The 19,776-nt window shown below is 58.1% G+C and carries 23 protein-coding genes; 8 read left to right on the forward strand and 15 right to left on the reverse strand.

The window, feature by feature from the left end; translation table 11 throughout:
* Nucleotides 1-6: 6 nt before the first annotated feature.
* On the reverse strand, nt 7-222 hold the full coding sequence (locus AC2FNU_RS00895; RefSeq protein ID WP_496784267.1) for a twin-arginine translocase TatA/TatE family subunit: 216 nt from the start codon (nt 220-222) through the stop codon (nt 7-9).
* Between the two features lie 222 nt (nt 223-444).
* Between AC2FNU_RS00895 and AC2FNU_RS00900 the strand changes: the two genes are divergently transcribed.
* Both AC2FNU_RS00900 and AC2FNU_RS00905 read left to right on the forward strand, forming a co-directional pair.
* Nucleotides 445-750 carry a hypothetical protein gene (locus AC2FNU_RS00900; protein ID WP_496784268.1) on the forward strand — a complete coding sequence of 102 codons (306 nt, stop codon included), beginning with the start codon at nt 445-447 and terminating at the stop codon, nt 748-750.
* Between the two features lie 21 nt (nt 751-771).
* Complete coding sequence (locus AC2FNU_RS00905; protein WP_496784269.1) at nt 772-1,443, forward strand: helix-turn-helix transcriptional regulator; 672 nt, start codon at nt 772-774, stop codon at nt 1,441-1,443.
* 62 nt (nt 1,444-1,505) lie between these two features.
* On the opposite strand, the gene AC2FNU_RS00910 is transcribed toward AC2FNU_RS00905, so the two are convergent.
* The 8 genes from AC2FNU_RS00910 to AC2FNU_RS00945 form a co-directional block, all read right to left on the reverse strand.
* Nucleotides 1,506-2,681, reverse strand: a complete 1,176-nt coding sequence (locus AC2FNU_RS00910) for a peptidoglycan DD-metalloendopeptidase family protein (RefSeq protein WP_496784270.1) — start codon at nt 2,679-2,681, stop codon at nt 1,506-1,508.
* Nucleotides 2,682-2,743: 62 nt separating this feature from the next.
* Complete coding sequence (locus AC2FNU_RS00915; protein WP_171090421.1) at nt 2,744-3,394, reverse strand: protein-L-isoaspartate(D-aspartate) O-methyltransferase; 651 nt, start codon at nt 3,392-3,394, stop codon at nt 2,744-2,746.
* Nucleotides 3,391-4,173, reverse strand: a complete 783-nt coding sequence (surE, locus tag AC2FNU_RS00920) for a 5'/3'-nucleotidase SurE (protein WP_496784272.1) — start codon at nt 4,171-4,173, stop codon at nt 3,391-3,393. The genes AC2FNU_RS00915 and surE overlap by 4 nt, the downstream gene beginning before the upstream one ends.
* Nucleotides 4,174-4,287: 114 nt before the next feature.
* Nucleotides 4,288-5,418, reverse strand: coding sequence for an ABC transporter ATP-binding protein (locus tag AC2FNU_RS00925; protein ID WP_496784273.1), 1,131 nt, complete (start codon nt 5,416-5,418; stop codon nt 4,288-4,290).
* Nucleotides 5,419-5,463: 45 nt separating this feature from the next.
* On the reverse strand, nt 5,464-6,516 hold the full coding sequence (locus AC2FNU_RS00930) for a methyltransferase domain-containing protein (RefSeq protein WP_496784274.1): 1,053 nt from the start codon (nt 6,514-6,516) through the stop codon (nt 5,464-5,466).
* 106 nt (nt 6,517-6,622) lie between these two features.
* Nucleotides 6,623-7,735, reverse strand: a complete 1,113-nt coding sequence (locus tag AC2FNU_RS00935; protein WP_496784275.1) for a YhaZ family DNA alkylation repair protein — start codon at nt 7,733-7,735, stop codon at nt 6,623-6,625.
* A gap of 2 nt (nt 7,736-7,737) precedes the next feature.
* Entirely contained in the window at nt 7,738-8,517 is a 780-nt protein-coding gene (locus tag AC2FNU_RS00940) for an SDR family oxidoreductase (protein ID WP_496784277.1), read from the reverse strand.
* Between the two features lie 75 nt (nt 8,518-8,592).
* Nucleotides 8,593-8,955 carry a SnoaL-like domain-containing protein gene (locus tag AC2FNU_RS00945; RefSeq protein ID WP_496784278.1) on the reverse strand — a complete coding sequence of 121 codons (363 nt, stop codon included), beginning with the start codon at nt 8,953-8,955 and terminating at the stop codon, nt 8,593-8,595.
* A gap of 109 nt (nt 8,956-9,064) precedes the next feature.
* Here AC2FNU_RS00945 and AC2FNU_RS00950 point away from each other — a divergent pair, with 109 nt between their 5' ends.
* From AC2FNU_RS00950 to AC2FNU_RS00965, 4 genes are all read left to right on the forward strand, one after another.
* Nucleotides 9,065-10,669: a peptide chain release factor 3 gene (locus AC2FNU_RS00950; RefSeq protein WP_496784279.1), complete on the forward strand. Its 1,605-nt coding sequence runs from the start codon at nt 9,065-9,067 to the stop codon at nt 10,667-10,669.
* Nucleotides 10,670-10,718: 49 nt separating this feature from the next.
* A complete protein-coding gene (locus AC2FNU_RS00955) occupies nt 10,719-11,462 on the forward strand; it encodes a hypothetical protein (RefSeq protein WP_496784280.1) in 744 nt (247 codons plus the stop codon).
* Nucleotides 11,459-12,388, forward strand: coding sequence for a glycosyltransferase family 2 protein (locus tag AC2FNU_RS00960; RefSeq protein ID WP_496784281.1), 930 nt, complete (start codon nt 11,459-11,461; stop codon nt 12,386-12,388). Before AC2FNU_RS00955 ends, AC2FNU_RS00960 begins: the two co-directional genes overlap by 4 nt.
* A 185-nt stretch (nt 12,389-12,573) precedes the next feature.
* Entirely contained in the window at nt 12,574-13,935 is a 1,362-nt protein-coding gene (locus AC2FNU_RS00965) for a DEAD/DEAH box helicase (protein ID WP_496784282.1), read from the forward strand.
* On the opposite strand, the gene AC2FNU_RS00970 is transcribed toward AC2FNU_RS00965, so the two are convergent.
* Genes AC2FNU_RS00970 through AC2FNU_RS00980 form a run of 3 tightly spaced genes read right to left on the reverse strand, consistent with a single transcriptional unit; the run spans nt 13,932 to nt 15,954 of the window.
* Nucleotides 13,932-14,834 (reverse strand): EamA family transporter, encoded by a 903-nt coding sequence (locus tag AC2FNU_RS00970; RefSeq protein WP_496784283.1) that lies wholly within the window; start codon nt 14,832-14,834, stop codon nt 13,932-13,934. The genes AC2FNU_RS00965 and AC2FNU_RS00970 overlap by 4 nt on opposite strands.
* Nucleotides 14,835-14,855: 21 nt before the next feature.
* Complete coding sequence (locus AC2FNU_RS00975) at nt 14,856-15,758, reverse strand: fatty acid desaturase (protein ID WP_496784284.1); 903 nt, start codon at nt 15,756-15,758, stop codon at nt 14,856-14,858.
* Complete coding sequence (locus AC2FNU_RS00980) at nt 15,751-15,954, reverse strand: DUF2061 domain-containing protein (protein ID WP_496784285.1); 204 nt, start codon at nt 15,952-15,954, stop codon at nt 15,751-15,753. The genes AC2FNU_RS00975 and AC2FNU_RS00980 overlap by 8 nt, the downstream gene beginning before the upstream one ends.
* Nucleotides 15,955-16,062: 108 nt before the next feature.
* On the opposite strand from AC2FNU_RS00980, the gene AC2FNU_RS00985 reads away from it, so the two are divergent.
* Nucleotides 16,063-16,932: a helix-turn-helix domain-containing protein gene (locus AC2FNU_RS00985; RefSeq protein WP_496784286.1), complete on the forward strand. Its 870-nt coding sequence runs from the start codon at nt 16,063-16,065 to the stop codon at nt 16,930-16,932.
* A 79-nt stretch (nt 16,933-17,011) separates the two neighbouring features.
* Nucleotides 17,012-17,194, forward strand: a complete 183-nt coding sequence (locus AC2FNU_RS00990; RefSeq protein ID WP_171090450.1) for a hypothetical protein — start codon at nt 17,012-17,014, stop codon at nt 17,192-17,194.
* Nucleotide 17,195: 1 nt separating this feature from the next.
* Here AC2FNU_RS00990 and AC2FNU_RS00995 read toward each other — a convergent pair whose 3' ends face one another.
* The 3 genes from AC2FNU_RS00995 to AC2FNU_RS01005 are packed head-to-tail and all read right to left on the reverse strand — an operon-like array spanning nt 17,196 to nt 19,743.
* A complete protein-coding gene (locus AC2FNU_RS00995) occupies nt 17,196-17,954 on the reverse strand; it encodes an SDR family oxidoreductase (protein ID WP_496784288.1) in 759 nt (252 codons plus the stop codon).
* A complete protein-coding gene (locus tag AC2FNU_RS01000; RefSeq protein WP_496784289.1) occupies nt 17,951-19,417 on the reverse strand; it encodes a carnitine 3-dehydrogenase in 1,467 nt (488 codons plus the stop codon). Before AC2FNU_RS01000 ends, AC2FNU_RS00995 begins: the two co-directional genes overlap by 4 nt.
* Before the next feature lie 8 nt (nt 19,418-19,425).
* On the reverse strand, nt 19,426-19,743 hold the full coding sequence (locus tag AC2FNU_RS01005) for a hypothetical protein (protein ID WP_496784292.1): 318 nt from the start codon (nt 19,741-19,743) through the stop codon (nt 19,426-19,428).
* Nucleotides 19,744-19,776: the final 33 nt, after the last annotated feature.

A 19,776-nucleotide genomic window follows, 5' to 3' on the forward strand; every position in this document is an offset into this window, starting at 1 on the left:
CTGCGCTTACGCCTTGTCTTTCTCGGTTTCAGGAGTGACGTCTTTGGCCAGCTCGGACGCGTCCTGCTCCAGCTCTTCTGTGCCATCCTTCACGCCCTTTTTGAACGCGGTGATACCTTTGCCAACTTCGCCCATCAGCGAGCTGATCTTGCCGCGGCCAAACAGAACCAGAACTACAACGGCGATCAGCAGAAGACCGGGAAGGCCGATATTGTTGAGCATGTCACTTCTCCTCTTTCATCGGCGCCCTTTCGCACCGGGAATATGAACTGGGTTCGTGTTTACGCCCGGATGCGTTGCCTCAAAAGGGATCAAGCGCAGTTTGAAGGTAAAAAATGATGTGATCCGGCAGAATCTAAGGGCTCGCCTTTTCCTACTGACAGGTTTATGTCAGTTGGGTATGGATAAGAAGACGATATCGAAACCCGGTCAACGGAGACCCAAATGACCCATGTTGCTGAAATCGTCACCTTCACCCTTTCCAATGGCACTACGCCGGAAGAGTTTGTGAAACTCAGCCAAGCCTCAGAGGCCTTTGTGCGCAGCGCACCGGGCTTTGCCCATCGCCAGTTGAGCCAGGGAGAAGACGGGCGTTGGACAGACTATGTTGTATGGACAGACATGAAGGCGGCCAAGGACGCGGCCGCACAATTCCCGCAGCAGGACTTCTGCGCCGGGCTGATGGCCGCCATCAACCCAGAAAGCATCCAGATGCGCCACGAGAACGTGTTATGGAATATGACTGCCTAAGCGCGGACCGGTCGGCGTAATATGCGCCGCACGGATCGCCTGTTCGACATCATCCAGATCCTGCGCGACGGAAAACTGCATCGCGCGCAGGACATTGCGGACCGGCTCGAAGTATCGGTCCGCACCATCTATCGCGACATGGATACGCTGGCCACTTCGGGTGTTCCGGTCGAAGGCGAACGCGGCGTTGGATACATGGTGCGCGAACAAATCACCCTGCCTCCGCTGAACCTGACCCCGGCCGAGCTTGAGGCGCTGAACCTGGGCATGGCCATCGTAGCAGAGGCCGCAGATCCGGACCTGAAGGCCGCCGCGAACACGCTGGCCGACAAGATCGACGCCGTATTGCCAACACAGGTCGTGGCCGAGGCGGACGCCTGGAAGTTCGCAGTCTACCCGTTTGCCGACGCCGCCCGTGGCCTGGCACATATGGCCCCGATCCGCGCGGCTATCAAAACGCGTCAGAAACTGCTCTTGAACTATCGCAGGATCGACGGCGTTCTGACCGAACGCACCGTCCGCCCACTTCACATGGAATACTGGGGCCGCGTCTGGACCCTCACCGCATGGTGCGAACTTCGCCAGGGTTTCCGCGTCTTCCGCATCGATCTGATCGAAGCCGTCTCGCCGTTGCCGGAACTCTTCACGGACGAACCCGGCAAACGCCTAATCGACTATGACCCAAACGTTTGACCTAATTCATCTTTTCAAAAATACTCCCGCCGGAGGCATGGCCCGGAACGGGCCATTCACCCTCACTTCAGGTAGGGCTCCGGATCGACGGATTCAAAGCCTTTGCGCACTTCAAAATGCACATAGGCGTTGTCGCCGCCGCGCAGCTGCGCCAGCTTTTGACCACGGCGCACGCGATCACCCTTCTTGACGGTGATATCTTCTACATTGGCATAAACTGTCAGCAGATCGTTTTTGTGTTTGACCACAATGATCGGAACCTGATCCGCATCCGCCGTAATCGCCGCAACAGTACCCGCCTCGGCTGCTGTGACAGCCGTACCAGGCGCTGCAGCAATATCAATGCCTTCATTCTTACCCTTGTTGTAGCCGCGGATGATGGTGCCGCTTACTGGCAGTGAGAGGGCCGAAGATCGCGTGTTGGTCGGGGCTTCGGCGGTGACATCCGGTGCCTCGGCCAATGGCGCGACTTCTTCGTCTGGCAACGGCTGTGTGGCGCTGGGTGGGGTCGGTGTCGGCGACCCCTGCCCCGGCTCGGTCACTTCGGTGGCCGCAACAGGTGCCGCTGCCGCCGCAGCGCTTTGCCGTGGCGCAGCCTGGTTCTTGACTGGAATCAACAGGAACTGACCTTCACGCACAGTAAAATCGGGCCCAAGTCCGTTCCATTCCGCAAGCGCGTCAACCGGCACCTGATAAAGCCGCGAGATGGTGTAGGCCGTCTCGCCCCGTTTAACCTTGTGCCGAACCGGTTCCGGCCCCGCAGGCACAGGGGCCGCAGTAGGCGCGGGTTTCGCTGGTTCCAATGTCGTTGTCTGGACCGCGCCCGTATCCGGGGCCTGATCGATAGCGCTGCCAGCCACCGAAGCGATGTCCACGCCGCTACCTGCGCCGACCGAGCGCGGCAGGGCCAGGACTTCGCCTTCTCGCAAAGTGTCGGTGGTCTGCAATCCGTTGAAGCGCGACAACTCACCTTCCGGCAAGCCAACCCGCGCGGCAACGTCGCGCACCGTGTCGCCCCGACGGGCCACGACAACCTGATAGTTGGGATAAGTGATCACACCCCGACTGTCCGGCGTTGGCCGCGATGTGGTGGCGGATTGTGCCGCATCGGTGGTCGAGAACCCGCCGACCTGCCCACGCAGATCATAGTCCAATGGCCCTTCACATCCGGCCAGAACGGCCACAGCGACCAGTCCGGTCGCGCAACGGCGCATAGCTGATTTGGATACTGCTGTCATAATTCTGTCCTCAAAGCCTGCCCCTGTTTTCCGGGGTTCCGGCGACCAATTCACAAAGCCTGTTACGTCTCGTCCTTCCCAAGCCCCTCTAGCAGAGGGACAAAACGAACCGACGTCAATTCATCATAGTCCAGACCGGTTTCGGTGCGCGTTACTTTAATCAACTGCTGCACGGCGTCCGACTGACCCACGGGTAAAACCATAATACCCCCGATTTTCAGCTGCGCCAAGAGCGGGCCCGGAGGGTCTTCGGCCGCAGCGGTCACAATGATCCGATCAAACGGGGCCTGTTCCGGCAAACCAAAGGATCCATCCGACAACATGGCAGTGATATTGGTCAGCCCCAGGTCGGCAAACAGCTTGCCCGTTTCGTTGACCAGCCGCCTGTGGCGTTCGACCGTGTAAACCCGGCGCGCCAGCTTGGACAGGATCGCCGCCTGATAGCCCGAACCGGTACCAATCTCGAGCACAGTGTCCCGTGCCCGCACATCCAGCGCTTGCGTCATCAGCCCAACAACCGAGGGCTGGCTGATCGTCTGGCCGCAGGCAATCGGCAGCGGCATATCCTCATACGCCCGGTCTGCAAACAGGCCGGTGACAAACCGCCCGCGGTCCACCTGCTCCATCGCTGCCAGCACGCGCGCATCGGTCACGCCCCGCTTGCGCAAGGCAAACAGGAACTGCATTACAGTTTCAGGGTCCAGTCCGCTCATTCGACTGCCTTCAATGCCTCCAGCATGTCATAGGCGGTCAGGTCAGCACGCATCGGCGTGACCGAGATATAGCCTTCCAGATTGACCGCCGCATCGGTGCCCGGGGCGGTTGGGTTGTGCTGATAACCGCCTTTGATCCACAGGAATCGCCGCCCAGAGGGCGAGCTGTGCGGTTCGACCGAAAAATGCGTGTCGCGGCGGAAGCCTTGCGCAGCGACGCGTGTGCCCAATACCTCATCTGCCGGAACAGGTGGGAAGTTCACGTTGTAGAACAGACGGTAATCGCCCTGCTCTGCCGGATTGGCATCCAGAATACGTCGGACCAGATCGGCCCCAAAGCGCGCAGCGGCCTCAAACGGATCATCCAGCCCCAGGTTACGAGGGCCGAAATACTGAGACAGTGCAATTGCCGGTACGCCTTGCAGCGCCGCTTCCATCGCACCACCAATTGTTCCTGAATAAAGCGTATTCTCAGCTGAGTTGTTGCCCCGGTTTACGCCGGACAAGACCAAATCCGGCGGGCAATCTGCCATCACGTCATGCAACCCCGCCAATACACAATCCGCAGGCGACCCTTCGGCTGCATAACGCCGCTCGCTCAGCTTGGCGATCATTGTGGGATGGGTGTAGCTGATGCAATGCCCGACGCCGGATTGCTCAAAGGCAGGCGCAACCACCCAAACTTCGCCATCCGGCCCAGCCAGTTCGGCCGCAATCGCCTCAAGCGTGATCAAGCCCGGAGCGTTGATCCCGTCATCATTGGTCAGAAGAATACGCATATGCCCGTTTTACCCCCGCGTTTGGCCCTTGATAGACCCCGGCCTGCGTTGCGGCAAGCGACGCAGGACTGCAATCTGAGGCTTTCGCGCACCACTTAGGGGGAAATCGTCAGATCAGCTTTTGCTGTCAGGGAAAACGAAACACTTGTCACGGCGAATGGTCAGCCACATGACGCGACCCGGCCCCGGCACAAAGACATTTGGAACCGTTGCCTTGAGGATCGAGCCGTCATAATCCATCCGAAACTCGACAAGGCTTTCGTTACCAAGAAAGCGCGCACGCTCCACCACGCCCCGCGCGGCGACACCATCCGTAGGTGTGGGCGAAGGTCCCTTACCGTTGCGGTCGAAATCCAGCTTGACGTGCTGTGGTCGGAACACAATCTCGACATCCGTTCCATCCGGGATGCCCGGCGCAAGAAACTGACCAAATGGCGTATCCGCCAAAGCCCCATTCACTTGCGCCCGCAACACATTGACATCACTGAAAAAGGCCACCGCTGCTTTGTCCGCAGGCCGGGTGTAAACGTTATAGGGCGCGCCTTGTTGCACCACCTTACCGCGCCGCATCAGGGCGATCTCATCCGCCATGCGCATCGCCTCTTCCGGTTCATGCGTGACCAGCAGAACGGCGGCGTCTTCTTCCTTGAGGATGGACAGGGTTTCGTCCCGAATGCCGTCACGCAGACGGTTGTCGAGACCAGAAAACGGCTCGTCCATCAACATGATCCGGGGTCGCGGTGCCAAGGCGCGGGCCAGCGCCACACGCTGCTGCTCACCCCCCGACAGCTGATGCGGAAATCCGTCGATGAAGCGCATCAGGTCTACTTTGCGCAGCAGCTCCTCAACCCGGGTGCGTTTCTCATCCTTGCTGCCCTTCAGGCCAAACGCCACGTTATTGGCCACGCTCAGATGTGGAAACAGCGCGAAATCCTGAAACATCAGGCCAATCTCTCGCCGTTCCGGGGGAACCCGGAAGACAGTGTCACAGATCAGCTTGCCATCGACGTATATCTCGCCCGAGTCCTGCATCTCGACCCCGGCGATCATGCGCAGCGTTGTGGATTTACCGCAGCCCGAAGGCCCCAGCAAACATGTCACTTTGCCCGCCTGAACGGTCAGTGACACGTCATCCACCACAACCCGCCCTTCGAACCGGCGGATAATGTTGCGAATTTCCAGACGTGGAGGAGTTGCGTTACCTGTCACCGATGGACCCCAATTGCCTTTCCCGATCAAATCCATCGGGCTTGGGCGGGGATAGCAACCCCGCCCCTCAGGTGCAAGGGATCAGCAACAGCCACCGCCCGAAGATGCGGTTTCACCCACAGCCTCGAACGGGCTTTCGCCACCACAGCCCTCGAAGATGCCGTAATGGGTTGAGAAGTCGCCGATAAAGTCAAAGTGACGCGCGAACCGCGTATCCTTCAGCATCATCCATGTGTTGCCACAGACCGGAAAGACCTTGCCGGTTTCGATGATGTGATGATCGTCCAATACAAACTCATGCGGTGCGTTGGGCACAGTGCCCTTGTAGACCACCGCCTGACCGTAATCCTCGCAAGCCGGTTCCAGCGCGGGCAGTTTGAACAGGCGATAGGTGGCCGACAGGAACTTGAGCGGTGCCACGCGTGCTTCAAGCACGGGGTTTTCGATGGTCAGCGGACGATGCGTCTCGCGGCGTGGATCACCGAAACCGGCCTTGCGGGCCATCGACAGGAAGTCATTCCAGTACAAGGCACCCGACAGACATTCTCCATACAGCACTTCATCCTCGGCCATCGCCTGTGGGATACGGCGGTCTGCGTAGACGTCCGAGAAATACATCTCGCCGCCTTCCTTTAGCAGCCGATGCGCGCCGCGCAGAACTGCATCTTTGTCAGTGGCCAGGTTGATCACACAGTTCGACACGATGATATCGAAGGATCCGGGCTCCAAATCCAGCTCATCCAGCTTTTCGATAAACCCGTGATGGAATTCTACGTTGCTTTTGGCGTGCCCAAAGGCTTGGGCGTGATAGTCCTGATGCGCACGGGCAACGTCCAACTGTTCCGGCGTCATGTCGACACCAACTACCCGGCCCGTTTCACCAACCATTGCTGACAGGGCGTAGACGTCACGCCCCGCACCGCAGCCCAGATCGAGGATCGACATGCCCTCAAGATCCAGAGGCGCGATCAGACCGCAGCCGTAGTACCGTGTCAGCACGTCGTCATGGATTCTCGACAGGATTTTTTTGACGTGATCCGGCATGTCATCGGGCGTACAGCACGCATTTGTCTGCAAATCCGCGCTGCTTTGCAGGACTTCACCATAGTAATTCTGCACCGACTCATGCTTCATCGCAGTCTTCCCTTCATATATGGTTGTTTCGCAGGTAATGCAGCGCGCTGCGTCAAGCAATCCAAAGCCCGCGTTTTTTACAAAAGCGTTAACTTTCTACGTGGTCCTAGCCCAGCAGCTCGAAATCGACACCTGCGCGAACCTTTCCGTTCACCTGAACCTCAAGACGATGCGCGCCGGGCACCAGCTTGAACGTTGTGGCGTCGCCCTTAAGCTTGTGTCGTTTGGTCAGTTGCAAGCGTCCACCCTTAAGTGCCGCCTGTTTAAGCTTGTGAACCTTGGCCGAGGTTTTCCCACCAGGACGTTGAAAGTGAACGATATAATCGACCAGAACCGGTTGTTCCTTTGCCCCGGTCAGTGTCACTGAAAATTCCAGCGCATCACCAATCCGAGCTTCAGAAATCACGTCAACTGACGCAGCTATTTCAGCATCCGGGTCGTACCCCAAAACCTTCATTGCCTCAGGGTGTCCCGCTTTCACCAGCCCGCGCAATGTGTGGGACGTCATCCAATCCAACTCAGCCGCATTTTGACGCCCAGCAACGCGCCACTTTTCCAGACGATCCAGCACCAATTCAGGATGTTTCTTGGTGATGTCATTCAGATGATTGGCCACGGATCGCGTGACATACCGCGTTCCGTCACCGTGCAGCTGGTCCAATAGCGATAGCGGATCGGTCAATTCCAGATCAATGCCCTGTCCCCAGGGCAACCTAGGGCGTGTGCCCTCGCTCACCAATCGGCGCACGTGATAACTGTCATGACTGCACCACTGGTGCATCCGCTTTAACACAGAATCTGGGTCTTGATTCAGAAACGGGCGAATGGCCCATTCCATAGAAAACCGCTGTGTTATTTCTTCCAGCACATCCAGCGCCAGTTCCACGTGATCCTGCCCGATCGCCGCCACCCACTCACCCAAGGGGGCAAAGATGAAATCCCCGAAATCGTCATCTGTCTTCGTGGGGTCCAACGGCGGCGGCAAAGCGCGCAGGATGACGGGGGCAACCGTTGGCAGATCGCCCGGCACTGCCTGTTGAAGACAGTCTGAAATCCACGCCATTCTCTCTTTCAGTTCCAGTTCAAGCAGGCGTGACATGACCTGGGCATGAAACGCATCGGCATCAAAAGATGCATCAGCTGCGTCAAACAAACCCGCGAGATAACGAGTTTTTTCCGCATTGAACAACTGGTCTTTCAAAGAGAAATTCTGAGCCATGTTTACATCGTCATGTTTCCGGCGCCACCGTCCAGCAGAATGTTCTGCCCGACGATGAAACCCGCCTGTTGCGAACAAAGAAACGCACAAGCGGCACCGAACTCCTGCCGCGTGCCATAGCGGCGTGCAGGGATCGTGGCAGCTCGGTTTGCGCGCGCCTCATCCATCGAAATGCCTTGTTGCGATGCGACACCGCTGTCCAGTGAATCCGCCCGATCGGTGGCATGAATTCCCGGCAACAGGTTGTTGATATTGACCCCAAAGGGCGCAACCTGACGCGACGTGCCGGCCACATAACCAGTCAGGCCCGTGCGCGCCGCATTCGACAACCCCAAGGCCGGGATCGGAGCACGCACCGATTGCGAAGTGATGTTGACGACGCGCCCCCATCCTTTGTCGATCATTCCGGGCAAGAGTGCTTTCATAAACGCAATTGGCGTCAGCATGTTGGCATCCAACGCATTAATGAAATCGTCACGATCCCAATCCGACCACAAGCCCGGAGGGGGGCCACCTGCATTTGTCACAAGGATATCAACGCCCTGCGCTGCATCAATCACCGCCTCTTGCCCTTCGGCTGTGGTGACATCACAGGCAACGGCGTGCACCTTGACACCATACTCATTTCTCAGGCGCGCGGCCTCAGCCTCCAAAGCGTCAGAACCCCGCGCGTTCATCACCAGATCAACGCCTGCTTCGGCCAACGCCTCGGCACAGCCCAATCCCAATCCTTTGCTACTGGCACACACCAGCGCACGTTTCCCCTGAATGCCCAAATCCATTCTGATCCCCTTTGCCTGTCTTTGTCCGCATGTCTAGCACTGGCCAGACAAAGAAGACCAGAAACGGTTCGTTCATCAATAAAAGAACTCTTCCCGCACGATTTTGCCATCGGCCACGTGGTACACACCCACTTCGCGCATATCAAAGGCTTCGCCGGTTTCTTTCACTGTGCCCTGCACTTCGAAAATCACGGCAAAACGATCGTCACCATGGGGAAATGGATCACTGACAGAAGCCCCCGACACTTCATGGGCGCTTTCCCACCACTCATGCTTGCCACGTATGGCGTCCACACCGTGGGTTTCGCGCCCCATGCCCTGAAAGTCCTGACCTTCGACTGAAACGGCATCCGGGGCATAAAGTTTTTCAAGGTTTTCTTTGGCGCGATCCTCACGGCATCCGGCGACCAGTTCCTCGGCAATCTCTTTCAAATTCATTGATCCTCTCCATTATTTGTTCACTATATGTTCTTATTGCCACAGGCGCACGATTCGAACCACCCCCTTTGTCTTGCTTCGGCGGGTTTCCCCGCATATACGCGCGCTCATGCTTGATACCTCGAACCAACCCACCCTGCCGCCCGAGATCGCCCGTCGCCGGACATTCGCCATCATCTCGCACCCGGATGCCGGCAAGACCACGTTGACGGAAAAGTTCCTGCTGTACGGGGGCGCGATCCAGATGGCCGGTCAGGTGCGTGCCAAGGGCGAGGCACGGCGGACGCGGTCGGACTTTATGCAGATGGAGAAGGATCGGGGCATCTCGGTTTCCGCATCGGCGATGTCGTTCGACTATGACAATTTCCGCTTCAATCTGGTGGACACGCCCGGTCACTCGGACTTTTCCGAGGATACCTATCGCACGCTGACTGCCGTGGACGCGGCCGTCATGGTGATCGACGGTGCGAAAGGTGTGGAAAGCCAGACGCAAAAACTGTTCGAAGTCTGCCGCCTGCGCGATCTGCCGATCCTGACCTTCTGTAACAAGATGGACCGTGAAAGCCGCGATACGTTCGAAATCATCGACGAAATTCAGGAAATGCTGGCCATCGACGTCACGCCCGCTGCGTGGCCGATTGGCGTGGGCCGTGATTTTATCGGCTGTTATGACATGCTGCGTGACCGGCTGGAACTGATGGACCGCGCCGACCGCAACAAAGTAGCCGAGAGCATTGAGATCAACGGCTTGAACGATCCCAAATTGGCCGAGCACGTGCCCGAGCATCTGCTGGAAAAGCTGTTGGAGGAGGTCGAGATGGCGCGCGAGCTGTTGCCAGCGCTTGACCCACAGGCGGTTTTGGAAGGCCACATGACCCCGATCTGGTTCGGCTCGGCGATCAACTCGTTTGGCGTCAAAGAGCTGATGGAAGGTATCGGTGCTTATGGCCCACAGCCGCAGGTTCAATCGGCGGAACCGCGTCAGATATCACCAGACGAGAAAAAAGTCGCAGGGTTTGTTTTTAAGGTTCAGGCCAATATGGACCCCAAGCACCGCGACCGGGTGGCCTTTGTGCGCATGGCATCAGGTCACTTCAAACGCGGTATGAAGCTGACACATGTGCGGTCGAAAAAACCGATGGCCATTTCGAACCCCGTGCTGTTCTTGGCCTCTGACCGGGAACTGGCCGAAGAGGCCTGGGCCGGGGACATCATCGGCATCCCGAACCACGGCCAACTGCGCATCGGCGATACGCTGACCGAGGGCGAGGCGCTGCGCGTGACGGGCATTCCTTCGTTTGCGCCGGAACTTCTGCAAGGTGTTCGTGCGGGCGATCCGATGAAAGCCAAGCATCTGGAAAAAGCCCTGATGCAGTTTGCCGAAGAAGGCGCGGCCAAAGTATTCAAACCCTCGATCGGGTCGGGCTTTATCGTCGGCGTTGTCGGCGCGCTGCAATTCGAAGTGCTCGCCAGCCGGATCGAGATGGAATACGGCCTGCCCGTTCGGTTCGAGGCGTCGCAATTCACCTCGGCACGATGGGTCAGCGGCGAGAAGGCCGAAGTCGAGAAGTTCGTCAACGCCAACAAGCAGCACATCGCCCATGATCATGACGGTGACATTGTCTATTTGACCCGCCTGCAATGGGACATCGACCGGGTGGTGCGCGACTATCCCGCACTGAACCTGACCGCGACAAAAGAGATGATGGTGTGATCCAACTGGCTGATTGCGCAGCCGAACCCGGCTGTGCAATCCTGCGCGCATGAGTGACGACGAACTGACCTATCCCGGTGGCCTGCCCGACATGCTGGACAGCTATGAAAACCGGCGCAGCCCGTTTCAGTTCGGCACCCTTACCCTGCCCGATCCCGACGTCGATCTGGATGATCTGGCCAGACGCACGGTTCCAGACAGCGCCACCGAAGTGCCGCCCGGACGCAGCACCACATGGGATCGCAAACGCGCCCAAATCGCGCGCGAGTTTGTTGGTCAGTCGGAATTGGCCTTCCTGAACGCGCAATTGATTTCGAACCTTAGAAAACGGTCCTTTCCCCGCCACGCGCCAGCCCTGTTCTGCCGGTTGTGGGAAGAACAGTCCGACCACCTGCTGGCCGCGCTCGACCTGCGCTGGCTGGTGTCTTCGGTTCAGACGTTTGCTGACCACGGCCAGACGGCGACACAACGCGAGGTGGGTCACGCGTTGCGGATGCTGTTTGGCCTGATGAAGCTTTATGAATTCGAACGCCTGTTCTCGGGACTGGCCCCGGGCACGCCCTTTCGTTTCGAAGACAAAAACCATGTGGATTTGCCCTTTCAGATGAAGGGGTTTTCCTTTGAAAAAGGTGGGTTAGACGTCAACCTTATCGCCCCAATCTGGACCCTTGCGATGCACGATCCAACCATCGCGCCGTTGGTCGATCATTTGATGACGGAACTCAACAAAGATCCCGGCGGTGTCTTTCGCCGCTTGAAGCACATGCGCGACGCCCGCGCACCGCGCGCATGACCACTTGGGGCATCGTCTCGATGGTTCGCGGCCCGACCGAGAACGTGCTACGTTTTGTGGCCCATCACCTCGATCTGGGCGCGGACTTTATGTACATTTACATGGACGAACCCAACCGGCGCACTTTTCGAACTCTTCGGATGCACCCAAAGGTACGCGTGCGGGTCTGCGATGATGCCTTCTGGGAAAAGCGAGGTCGCGCTCGACCGGAAAAGCATCAGGTTCGTCAAACGGTTCATGCAACCTTTGCCTATCGCAACACGCCACTGGACTGGCTTGCGCATATTGACGTGGACGAGTTTCTTTGCTCCCCGACCCCCATCGCCGAAGTGCTGGGCAATGTGCCGCCCAACATCAACGCCGCCCGTGTCCGCCCGATGGAGGCGCTGGCAGCTGGCGACGATCTGTACAAGGCACACATCCCCCAGGGGCCCAACCGCGAAGCTCTGGTCGAAACCATCTATCCGACTTACGGAGCCTTTGTTCTGGGCGGTTTTCTAAGCCATGTGCAAGGCAAGCTGTTCGTACGGACTGGGCTGAAATACCTGAACTTCCGCATCCACAACCTGTTTCAGAACAAAAAGCTGCTGCCTTGCAAATACGAGCTGCCCGAGGTCGAGCTGTGCCACCGTCACGCCCCTGATTGGGATCACTGGATCGGGCATTACCAATTTCGCATGGATCGCGGCTCGTATCAGGCAGGCATGGCACCAAACGTGCCGCGCGAGCAAGGCGGGCTGAACAAAAACGAACTTCTAAACTGGATTGAGGACGAACAGGGCATGGAAGGGCTGCGCGCGTTTTATAATGAAATGAGCGGCGCTGACCCCGAGGTTCGTGCCCGATTGGAACAACACGGCATGTTACGTCACCGCCCCTTGGATCTGGATGCAAAGCTGGCGAAACACTTCCCCGGAAGCTGCTGAATTGTTGCGGAAAATCCTGTATCACCATAGCGCGAGACGGATTAAGCGGTCTTCATTTGACCCTGATCCACGTTTTTGTTATGTCCGCCCCCAAGCCGAACAGGCGCATTGCGCGCATGGCCATCCGGGCCCGGCACATCTTTGACGCGCGGGCCAGGTCAAGTGTCCGCAAAAACCGGACTTACATGACAAAGTTTAACGAACTGAACCTGAACCCAAAGGTCCTCAAAGCCATTGAGGAAGCCGGATACGAAACCCCCACTCCGATCCAGGAAGGTGCGATTCCGCCCGCTCTGGAAGGGCGCGATGTTCTGGGGATTGCGCAGACCGGCACCGGCAAAACCGCCAGCTTCACCCTGCCGATGATCACACTGTTGGCCCGTGGCCGCGCGCGTGCGCGCATGCCGCGTTCGCTGGTGTTGTGCCCGACACGGGAACTGGCCGCGCAGGTGGCTGAGAATTTCGACACCTACACCAAGCACCTGAAACTGACCAAAGCGCTGTTGATCGGCGGCGTCAGCTTCAAAGAGCAAGAGGCACTGATCGACCGAGGCGTTGACGTTCTGATCGCCACGCCGGGTCGCCTGCTGGACCATTTCGAACGCGGCAAACTGTTGCTGACCGGCGTTCAGATTATGGTGGTGGACGAAGCTGACCGGATGCTGGATATGGGTTTCATCCCCGATATCGAGCGCATCTTCTCGCTGACGCCGTTCACGCGCCAGACCCTGTTCTTCTCGGCCACCATGGCGTCTGAGATCGAGCGTATCACCGACACATTCCTGTCCGCCCCTGCCCGGATCGAAGTTGCACGTCAGGCCACCGCATCCGAGACCATCGAACAGGGCGTCGTCATGTTCAAAGGCGGTCGCCGGGATCGTGAGGCCAGCAACAAACGCAAAGTTCTGCGTGCGCTGATCGATGCCGAAGGCGAGAAATGCACCAACGCGATCATCTTCTGCAACCGCAAGACGGATGTGGATATCTGCGCGAAGTCGCTCAAGAAATACGGCTATAACGCTGCCGCAATCCATGGCGATCTGGACCAGTCGCAGCGCATGAAGACGCTGGACGGGTTCCGCGATGGATCGCTACGCCTGCTGGTGGCATCAGATGTTGCTGCACGCGGCCTGGATATTCCTTCGGTCAGTCACGTGTTCAATTTCGACGTGCCCGGTCATGCCGAGGATTACGTCCACCGCATCGGCCGCACCGGTCGTGCCGGGCGCGAAGGCAAGGCCATAACCATCTGCTCGGGTCGTGATGAGAAGGCGCTGGATGCAATCGAAAAGCTGATCCAGAAAGACATCCCGCGCATCGACAACCCGGTCAAGGAAGAGCCCAAGCCCGAAAAGGCCAAATCTGAGAAGCCGAAGCCTGAAAAAAGGGCCAAGGAGCAGGAAGGCTCGAAGGACACCCGGAAAGAGCGCGAACCCAAAGGACGTGGTCGGGGCCGCAAGGCAGATAACGGTCCGGTTGTTGTGGGGATGGGTGACCACCTGCCCAGCTTCATCGCCCTCAGCTTTGATGAGCGTCGTGCTGGCTAAATTGCCAGCACCAACGCCAGTATCGAAAGCCCCAATAAGGTCATTCCGGCGATCTCTCGCCGGGTGATCGTTTCACGGAAGAACAATGTCGAGGCCATCAAGCTGAGGAGCAGTTCCACCTGCCCCAGCGCTTTGACATACGCTGCGTTTTGCAAAGTGAACGCCCAGAACCAGCAGAACGACCCACCGAGGCTGGTCAATCCGACAAAGACACCGGTGGACCGCGTTTGCCAGACCGCACTCAACTCGGACCGGTCCCGCCACAACAGCCATAGTCCCATGCTGAGGAACTGAAACGTCACAACGGCGGCCAGAGTGACCAAGGCCCTGAACCACGCATCGACCTCACCCAGTTGCAACGAGGCGCCGCGATAGCTGACGGCGGAAAACGCAAACAGAACTCCCGAACCCAGCCCCAACTGCGAGGCACGGTTGGTCAAATGCCGCCACCAAGCCCCATCACCTCCGGGTGTTTTCGACAGCAGCAATACTGCGGCAAGCCCCAACAGAATAGCCATTAGCGCACCCGCTGACACGCGATCCCCTAGCACAAGAAAGCCGACAATCGCGGTTTGAATCACCTCGGTTTTCTTGAAGGTGATCCCAACCGCAAAGTTGCGCTGTTTAAACAGAGCCACGACACAAATGGTCGCCAGTATCTGGGCTGTCCCGCCGATCACCGCATATATCCAGAACAACGGGCTGAGGGACGGCAAACTTGCCCCCGTCACCTGCAAAGCGACCAGCAACCCCGCAACGGCCAACGGCATGGAATAGGCAAAGCGCGCGAATGTTGCGCCAGCCGCAGACAGTTTCACGCTGCTCAGCGACTTTTGCAGCATGAAACGCACCGTCTGAAAACTGGCGGCGGCGATGGTGACAGGGATCCAGAGACTCATGCCACCCGTTGTGTCGTCAAATCAGAACTTTGGCCAGAGCGGATGCGGAACGGGATCCTTCGCACGTAGCAGATACTGCCTGAAAATCTGCGCGTAAGACCGGTACACGTAAGACTCATTACAAGCCAGATACCTGTCTTTGCCGTCTTCATACAGTTGCGGCAACTCGTACCAGGGGGCGTTGGGGTTCATGTGATGAACCACGTGCAGGTTGTTGTTCAGAAACAGAAAAGCCAGCGGCCCACGATCTTCGATGATGACCGTGCGCGCCCTTGATTTCTCGTGCGCACGGTGCTCGAGGAAGGTTCGTATCTTCAACAATCCAAGCCCGAAATAGGCCGAAAGAACGAAAGCCCAGACCGGCATCGGAGAGAATGCAACCACCGACAAGACCACCACCACGCCCGGCACATGCAAGGCCCAAGCCAGCGAAACGGCGCGATCCCCGCGCAAGGCACCCTGGAGCTCTTCACGCATAAAGGCTGCCTGCGAAATGAGCGGACCCAGAATGATACGGCCCAACAAAGTGTTATTCACCGCAAAAAGCCGCTTTTTCCACTCGGGCAGCGATGACCAAACCTTGGGGTCCAGATAATTTGACTCCGGGTCGTCATAAGGGTCCGTCAGCGTGGCATCTTGGTGGTGCGCCAGATGCAGATCCCGAAAGCGGTTGTACGGGATGAACAGAGTAAGCGGCAGCGCCATCAGCGCTTCGTTCACCGATTTTGTGCGGAAAGGATGCCCGTGCAGGGCCTCATGTGTCAGCGACGAATGAAGTGCTGCGACAACAGCCAAGGCTGGCACGGCTAACCAAACTGACACGCTTGCCAACCAAAACAGCCCGGCAAGCCACGCACCATAGCAAGCAAGGATCAGGAAAAATGTGCCCCATTCAGGCGATTGGGATGTGGGTCGCTCAGCCATTGCGCCCCCACGAGATACCTGCCCAAACCCGCTCGTAAATCACGTACATGGTCAGGCCAATGGCGGTGTTCACCAGCGCCACAACTCCGCCCACAGTGGCCGAGCCCGTGGCAATCAGCCCCACAACAGTCATGGTGATAAGCCCCATGACATTCCAAACGATTGCTTTCACGACAGATCTTCGCCGCGTTTCCATTCCGACCCTCAGTCTTTTTGCTTTTTTCAAAGGGTTACAGGCCGATAGTCATGGTGGGAATTCTGAATATGATTAACAAAATTCAACATCTATGATATTTATCACAATATGCAGGAAAAAATCGACAAAAGAGATCGCGCCGCTCAGTTCCGTCAACGTCTGGCTCAGGCGATGGAGCAGCGAAGCATCAGTCAAAGCGCGCTGGCACGGCACATAAGCGTTGATCGTTCGACCGTATCGCAGCTTTTGACCGGGCATGGTGCGCGTCTGCCCAATGCGCATGTGGTCGGAGGATGCGCGGCGGCACTTGGCGTTTCAGCCGATTGGTTGCTGAGCCTCTCCGACAGGCCCGAAAGCGCAGCCGAGCTTCTGGCCAGTTCTCTGAGTTTCACCGAAGCCCCCCGCGCGCTGGTCGATGAACGAATCTTCGAGTGGCACAAAGAGGCCGCTGGCTACAAGGTTCGCTATGTCCCGGCGACCCTGCCCGACATGCTCAAGACCCGTGCTGTGCTGGAATGGGAATATGCCCCGCATCTGGGGCGAACGGCAGATCAGGCCATAGGTGCGTCCGAGGACAGGTTGGCCTGGATGCGCAGTGCCCAGTCGGATTATGAAATCGCCATGCCCCTGTTCGAAATCGAAAGCTTTGCAAGCGCCACCGGGTATTACAGCGGGCTCAGCGCGCAGGTGCGGCTGGAACAGATCGACCACCTGCTGACACTTTGCGATCAACTTTACCCCAGAATGCGGATCTATCTGTTTGATGCGAAACGGCTTTATTCCGCCCCTGTAACGATTTTCGGCCCCCTACTGTGCGTGTTCTACGCAGGCAGTCACTATATGGCGTTCCGCGACCGGGACCGAATCGAAACCTTTACCCGCCACTTCGACACGCTGGTGCGCGAAGCTGATGTGACCGCCCGCAACTTTCCCAACCACCTGCGGCAACTCAGATCCAGGATTTCTGAAACCACATGATGCGGGCAGACCAATCCTGTGCTATGGTCCGTTGGCGCGAACCTTCGGGCATTCCGACCACAGACGGAGGACCACAGGAATGGACGCACTACAAACCGCTCAATACGCACGTGCCCTTTATGCCGCTCACGGGGACCGGGCCGAGGCCGAAGCTGCGCAGAAAATGCGCGAATGCGAGGCTGCCGGAAACCAGCAGGAAGCACAGGACTGGCAGGCGGTCCGACAGACCATCCGCCAGATTCGTGGGCCAAATCAGGGCTAGATCACAGTTTCGGGTCAGGATTGACCGTGTGACCATCCACCGCGATGACCTGACCCGACACCAGCCGCGCAGCATCTGACGCAAGGAAGACGGCCATATTGGCTATGTCCTGCGCTTCGACAAAGCGCCCCATGGACGTGCCCGAAGCATAGCCTTGGTAGACTGCGTCGCGGCTCATGCCTTTGGCTTCTGCCTCACGGGCCAGAACACCCTCCATGCGCGGGCCTTCCACCGCGCCCGGACAGATGGCGTTTGCGCGTATGCCATGCGGGCCCAGCTCCATCGCAAGTGTTTTCATCAAGCCAATGACCGCCCATTTTGCCGAAGCATACGGCGCGCGATACGGATAGCCGTACTGACCTGCCGTCGACGAAGTCAGGATAATGCTGCCTGTACCTACCGATTTCATCAGAGGTGCTGCATATTTGGCGGCCAGAAATGCCCCATCCAGATTAACCGCGACGCAGGCCCGCCAGGCGTTCAGATCGATATCTTCAATGGCATCCGTTGGCCCTGCTATTCCGGCATTGGCACATAACGCATCCAAACCACCCGCTTGCGATACAGCGTCAAAAACGCTGCGCATGTCGGCCTCATCCACAACATCAGCGCGATGTGTCGTCCAATGATCCGGAACAGTGCTTAATGCCGCCGGATCAATATCCGTGACCCAGACATCATATCCAGCCGCATCAAACGCTTCGGCCATGGCGCGACCGACACCTGACGCGCCAGCCGTCACCAGCACCCTCCGGTTCATGAGGGCTTCCGAATAGCGGCCCCCGCACCTTCGGGGTAAGGCAGGGCAGACTGAGCTTCGGCAATCCGTACCATCGCAGCCTCAATCTCGGCAGAAGGTGCGCTCGGTCGGCGGGTCTCGAGGCTGACATGCAGCATGAAGCTTTCGCCTGTGGCCAGCAACTTTTCACCTTCATACATGCTATGGAACAGATGCAACTTCTTGCCCTGCCCCAGCAACATCTGCGTGCGCACCTCAATCTTGGTGCCCGCATGTACCTCGTCGATATACCGAACATGGTTTTCGGTCGTGAAATAGCTACCACCGGACGAGATATACTCGGCATCGCATCCGATAATCTCCATGAACCGGTCGGTGGCGGCAGAGAAGGCGTCCAGATATTTCGCCTCGTTCATATGACCGTTGTAGTCGGTCCAGTCCAACGGAACCGCACGTGCAACGGTCAGGATCGGCTGGCTCAGATCCGCCTGATCCAACGTCGGCAAGGCGCCCGGTTTCAAAGCCGCATCATGCTGGTTCAGCACGGCGCCTGCCCCGTAATTCTGCGCCTTGAGCGCGCGCATCATCCCCACAAGGTTGTTGTCGCGAATGCGCTCTAACTCGCGGATCGAATGCATGCCCGATTGCGCATCGGACTGATCGGCAATCATGTCGACCAATTCATCGGTAAACTCGGGCACATCCATCAGCTTGGTCCAGGGCCATTTCAGGGCCGGGCCAAACTGCGCCATGAAATGCCGCATTCCGGCTTCACCACCCGCAACGCGATAGGTTTCGAACAGACCCATCTGGGCCCAGCGAATGCCAAACCCCATGCGGATCGCCTCATCGACTTCCTCGGTCGTGGCGATACCGTCCTTGACCAGCCACAGAGCCTCGCGCCACACCGCTTCAAGGAACCGGTCCGCGATATGCGCATCGATTTCCTTCTTGATGTGCAATGGGAAAAACCCGACTGATTTCAGCAAATCCTGCGCCCGCGCGACCGTCTCGGGCGGGTTCTTGTCGGTGGGCACCAGCTCGATCAGCGGCAGCAGGTAGACCGGGTTGAACGGATGTGTGACGACGATCTGCTCGGGGCGCAGCGCGCCGTCTTGCAGTTCCGAGGGTTTAAAGCCGCTGGTCGAGGACCCGATGATTGCGCCCGGATCGCAGGCCTCTTGCAGACCTTTGTAGACTTTCAGTTTCAGGTCCAAACGCTCCGGTACGCTTTCCTGAATCCAAGTCGCGCCTTCTACGGCGTCGGCCATGTCATCGTGAAAGCTCAGCGTCCCTTCGGCCGGCAATGGCACATCGCTCAGGCCCGGCAGTGATCGCCGCGCATTGTCCAGAACCTCACCAATCTTGCGTTCCGCTTCCGGGTCCGGGTCATACACTTGCACGTTCCAGCCATTCAGCAGGAACCGCGCGGCCCATCCGCCGCCAATGACCCCACCCCCGATGATTGCTGCCGTTTTTGTCATATCGTCCTCTAATCGATACAGATCACTTGCACCTGCCCCGTCTCATCCAGATGCGAAATGCATCCGAATTTTGGCGTGACGGCACTGCATTGTTTGGTGTCCGACAGGCAGAACCCTGCACAATCGGAGGCTTTTTCACAGGACGCTCCAGCATCTGGCAAAGGTTCAAAGCAAATGAACTGTTGGATTCGTCCGCCCACCTCATAGCGTCCACCCTTGGCTTCGCACTCCTGGCGGGCCAAGTCGTCTTTTGTGGCTTGCGCTGCCCCCGCCCGGGGAAGGCTTAGCATCAGAAGCGCCGCGCATATCACCAGAGCCGCTCGCATGGTTATCATCCTTCTGCTGACACCCTGAGCTTT

This window comes from Ruegeria sp. BHSB064 (assembly GCF_059613205.1).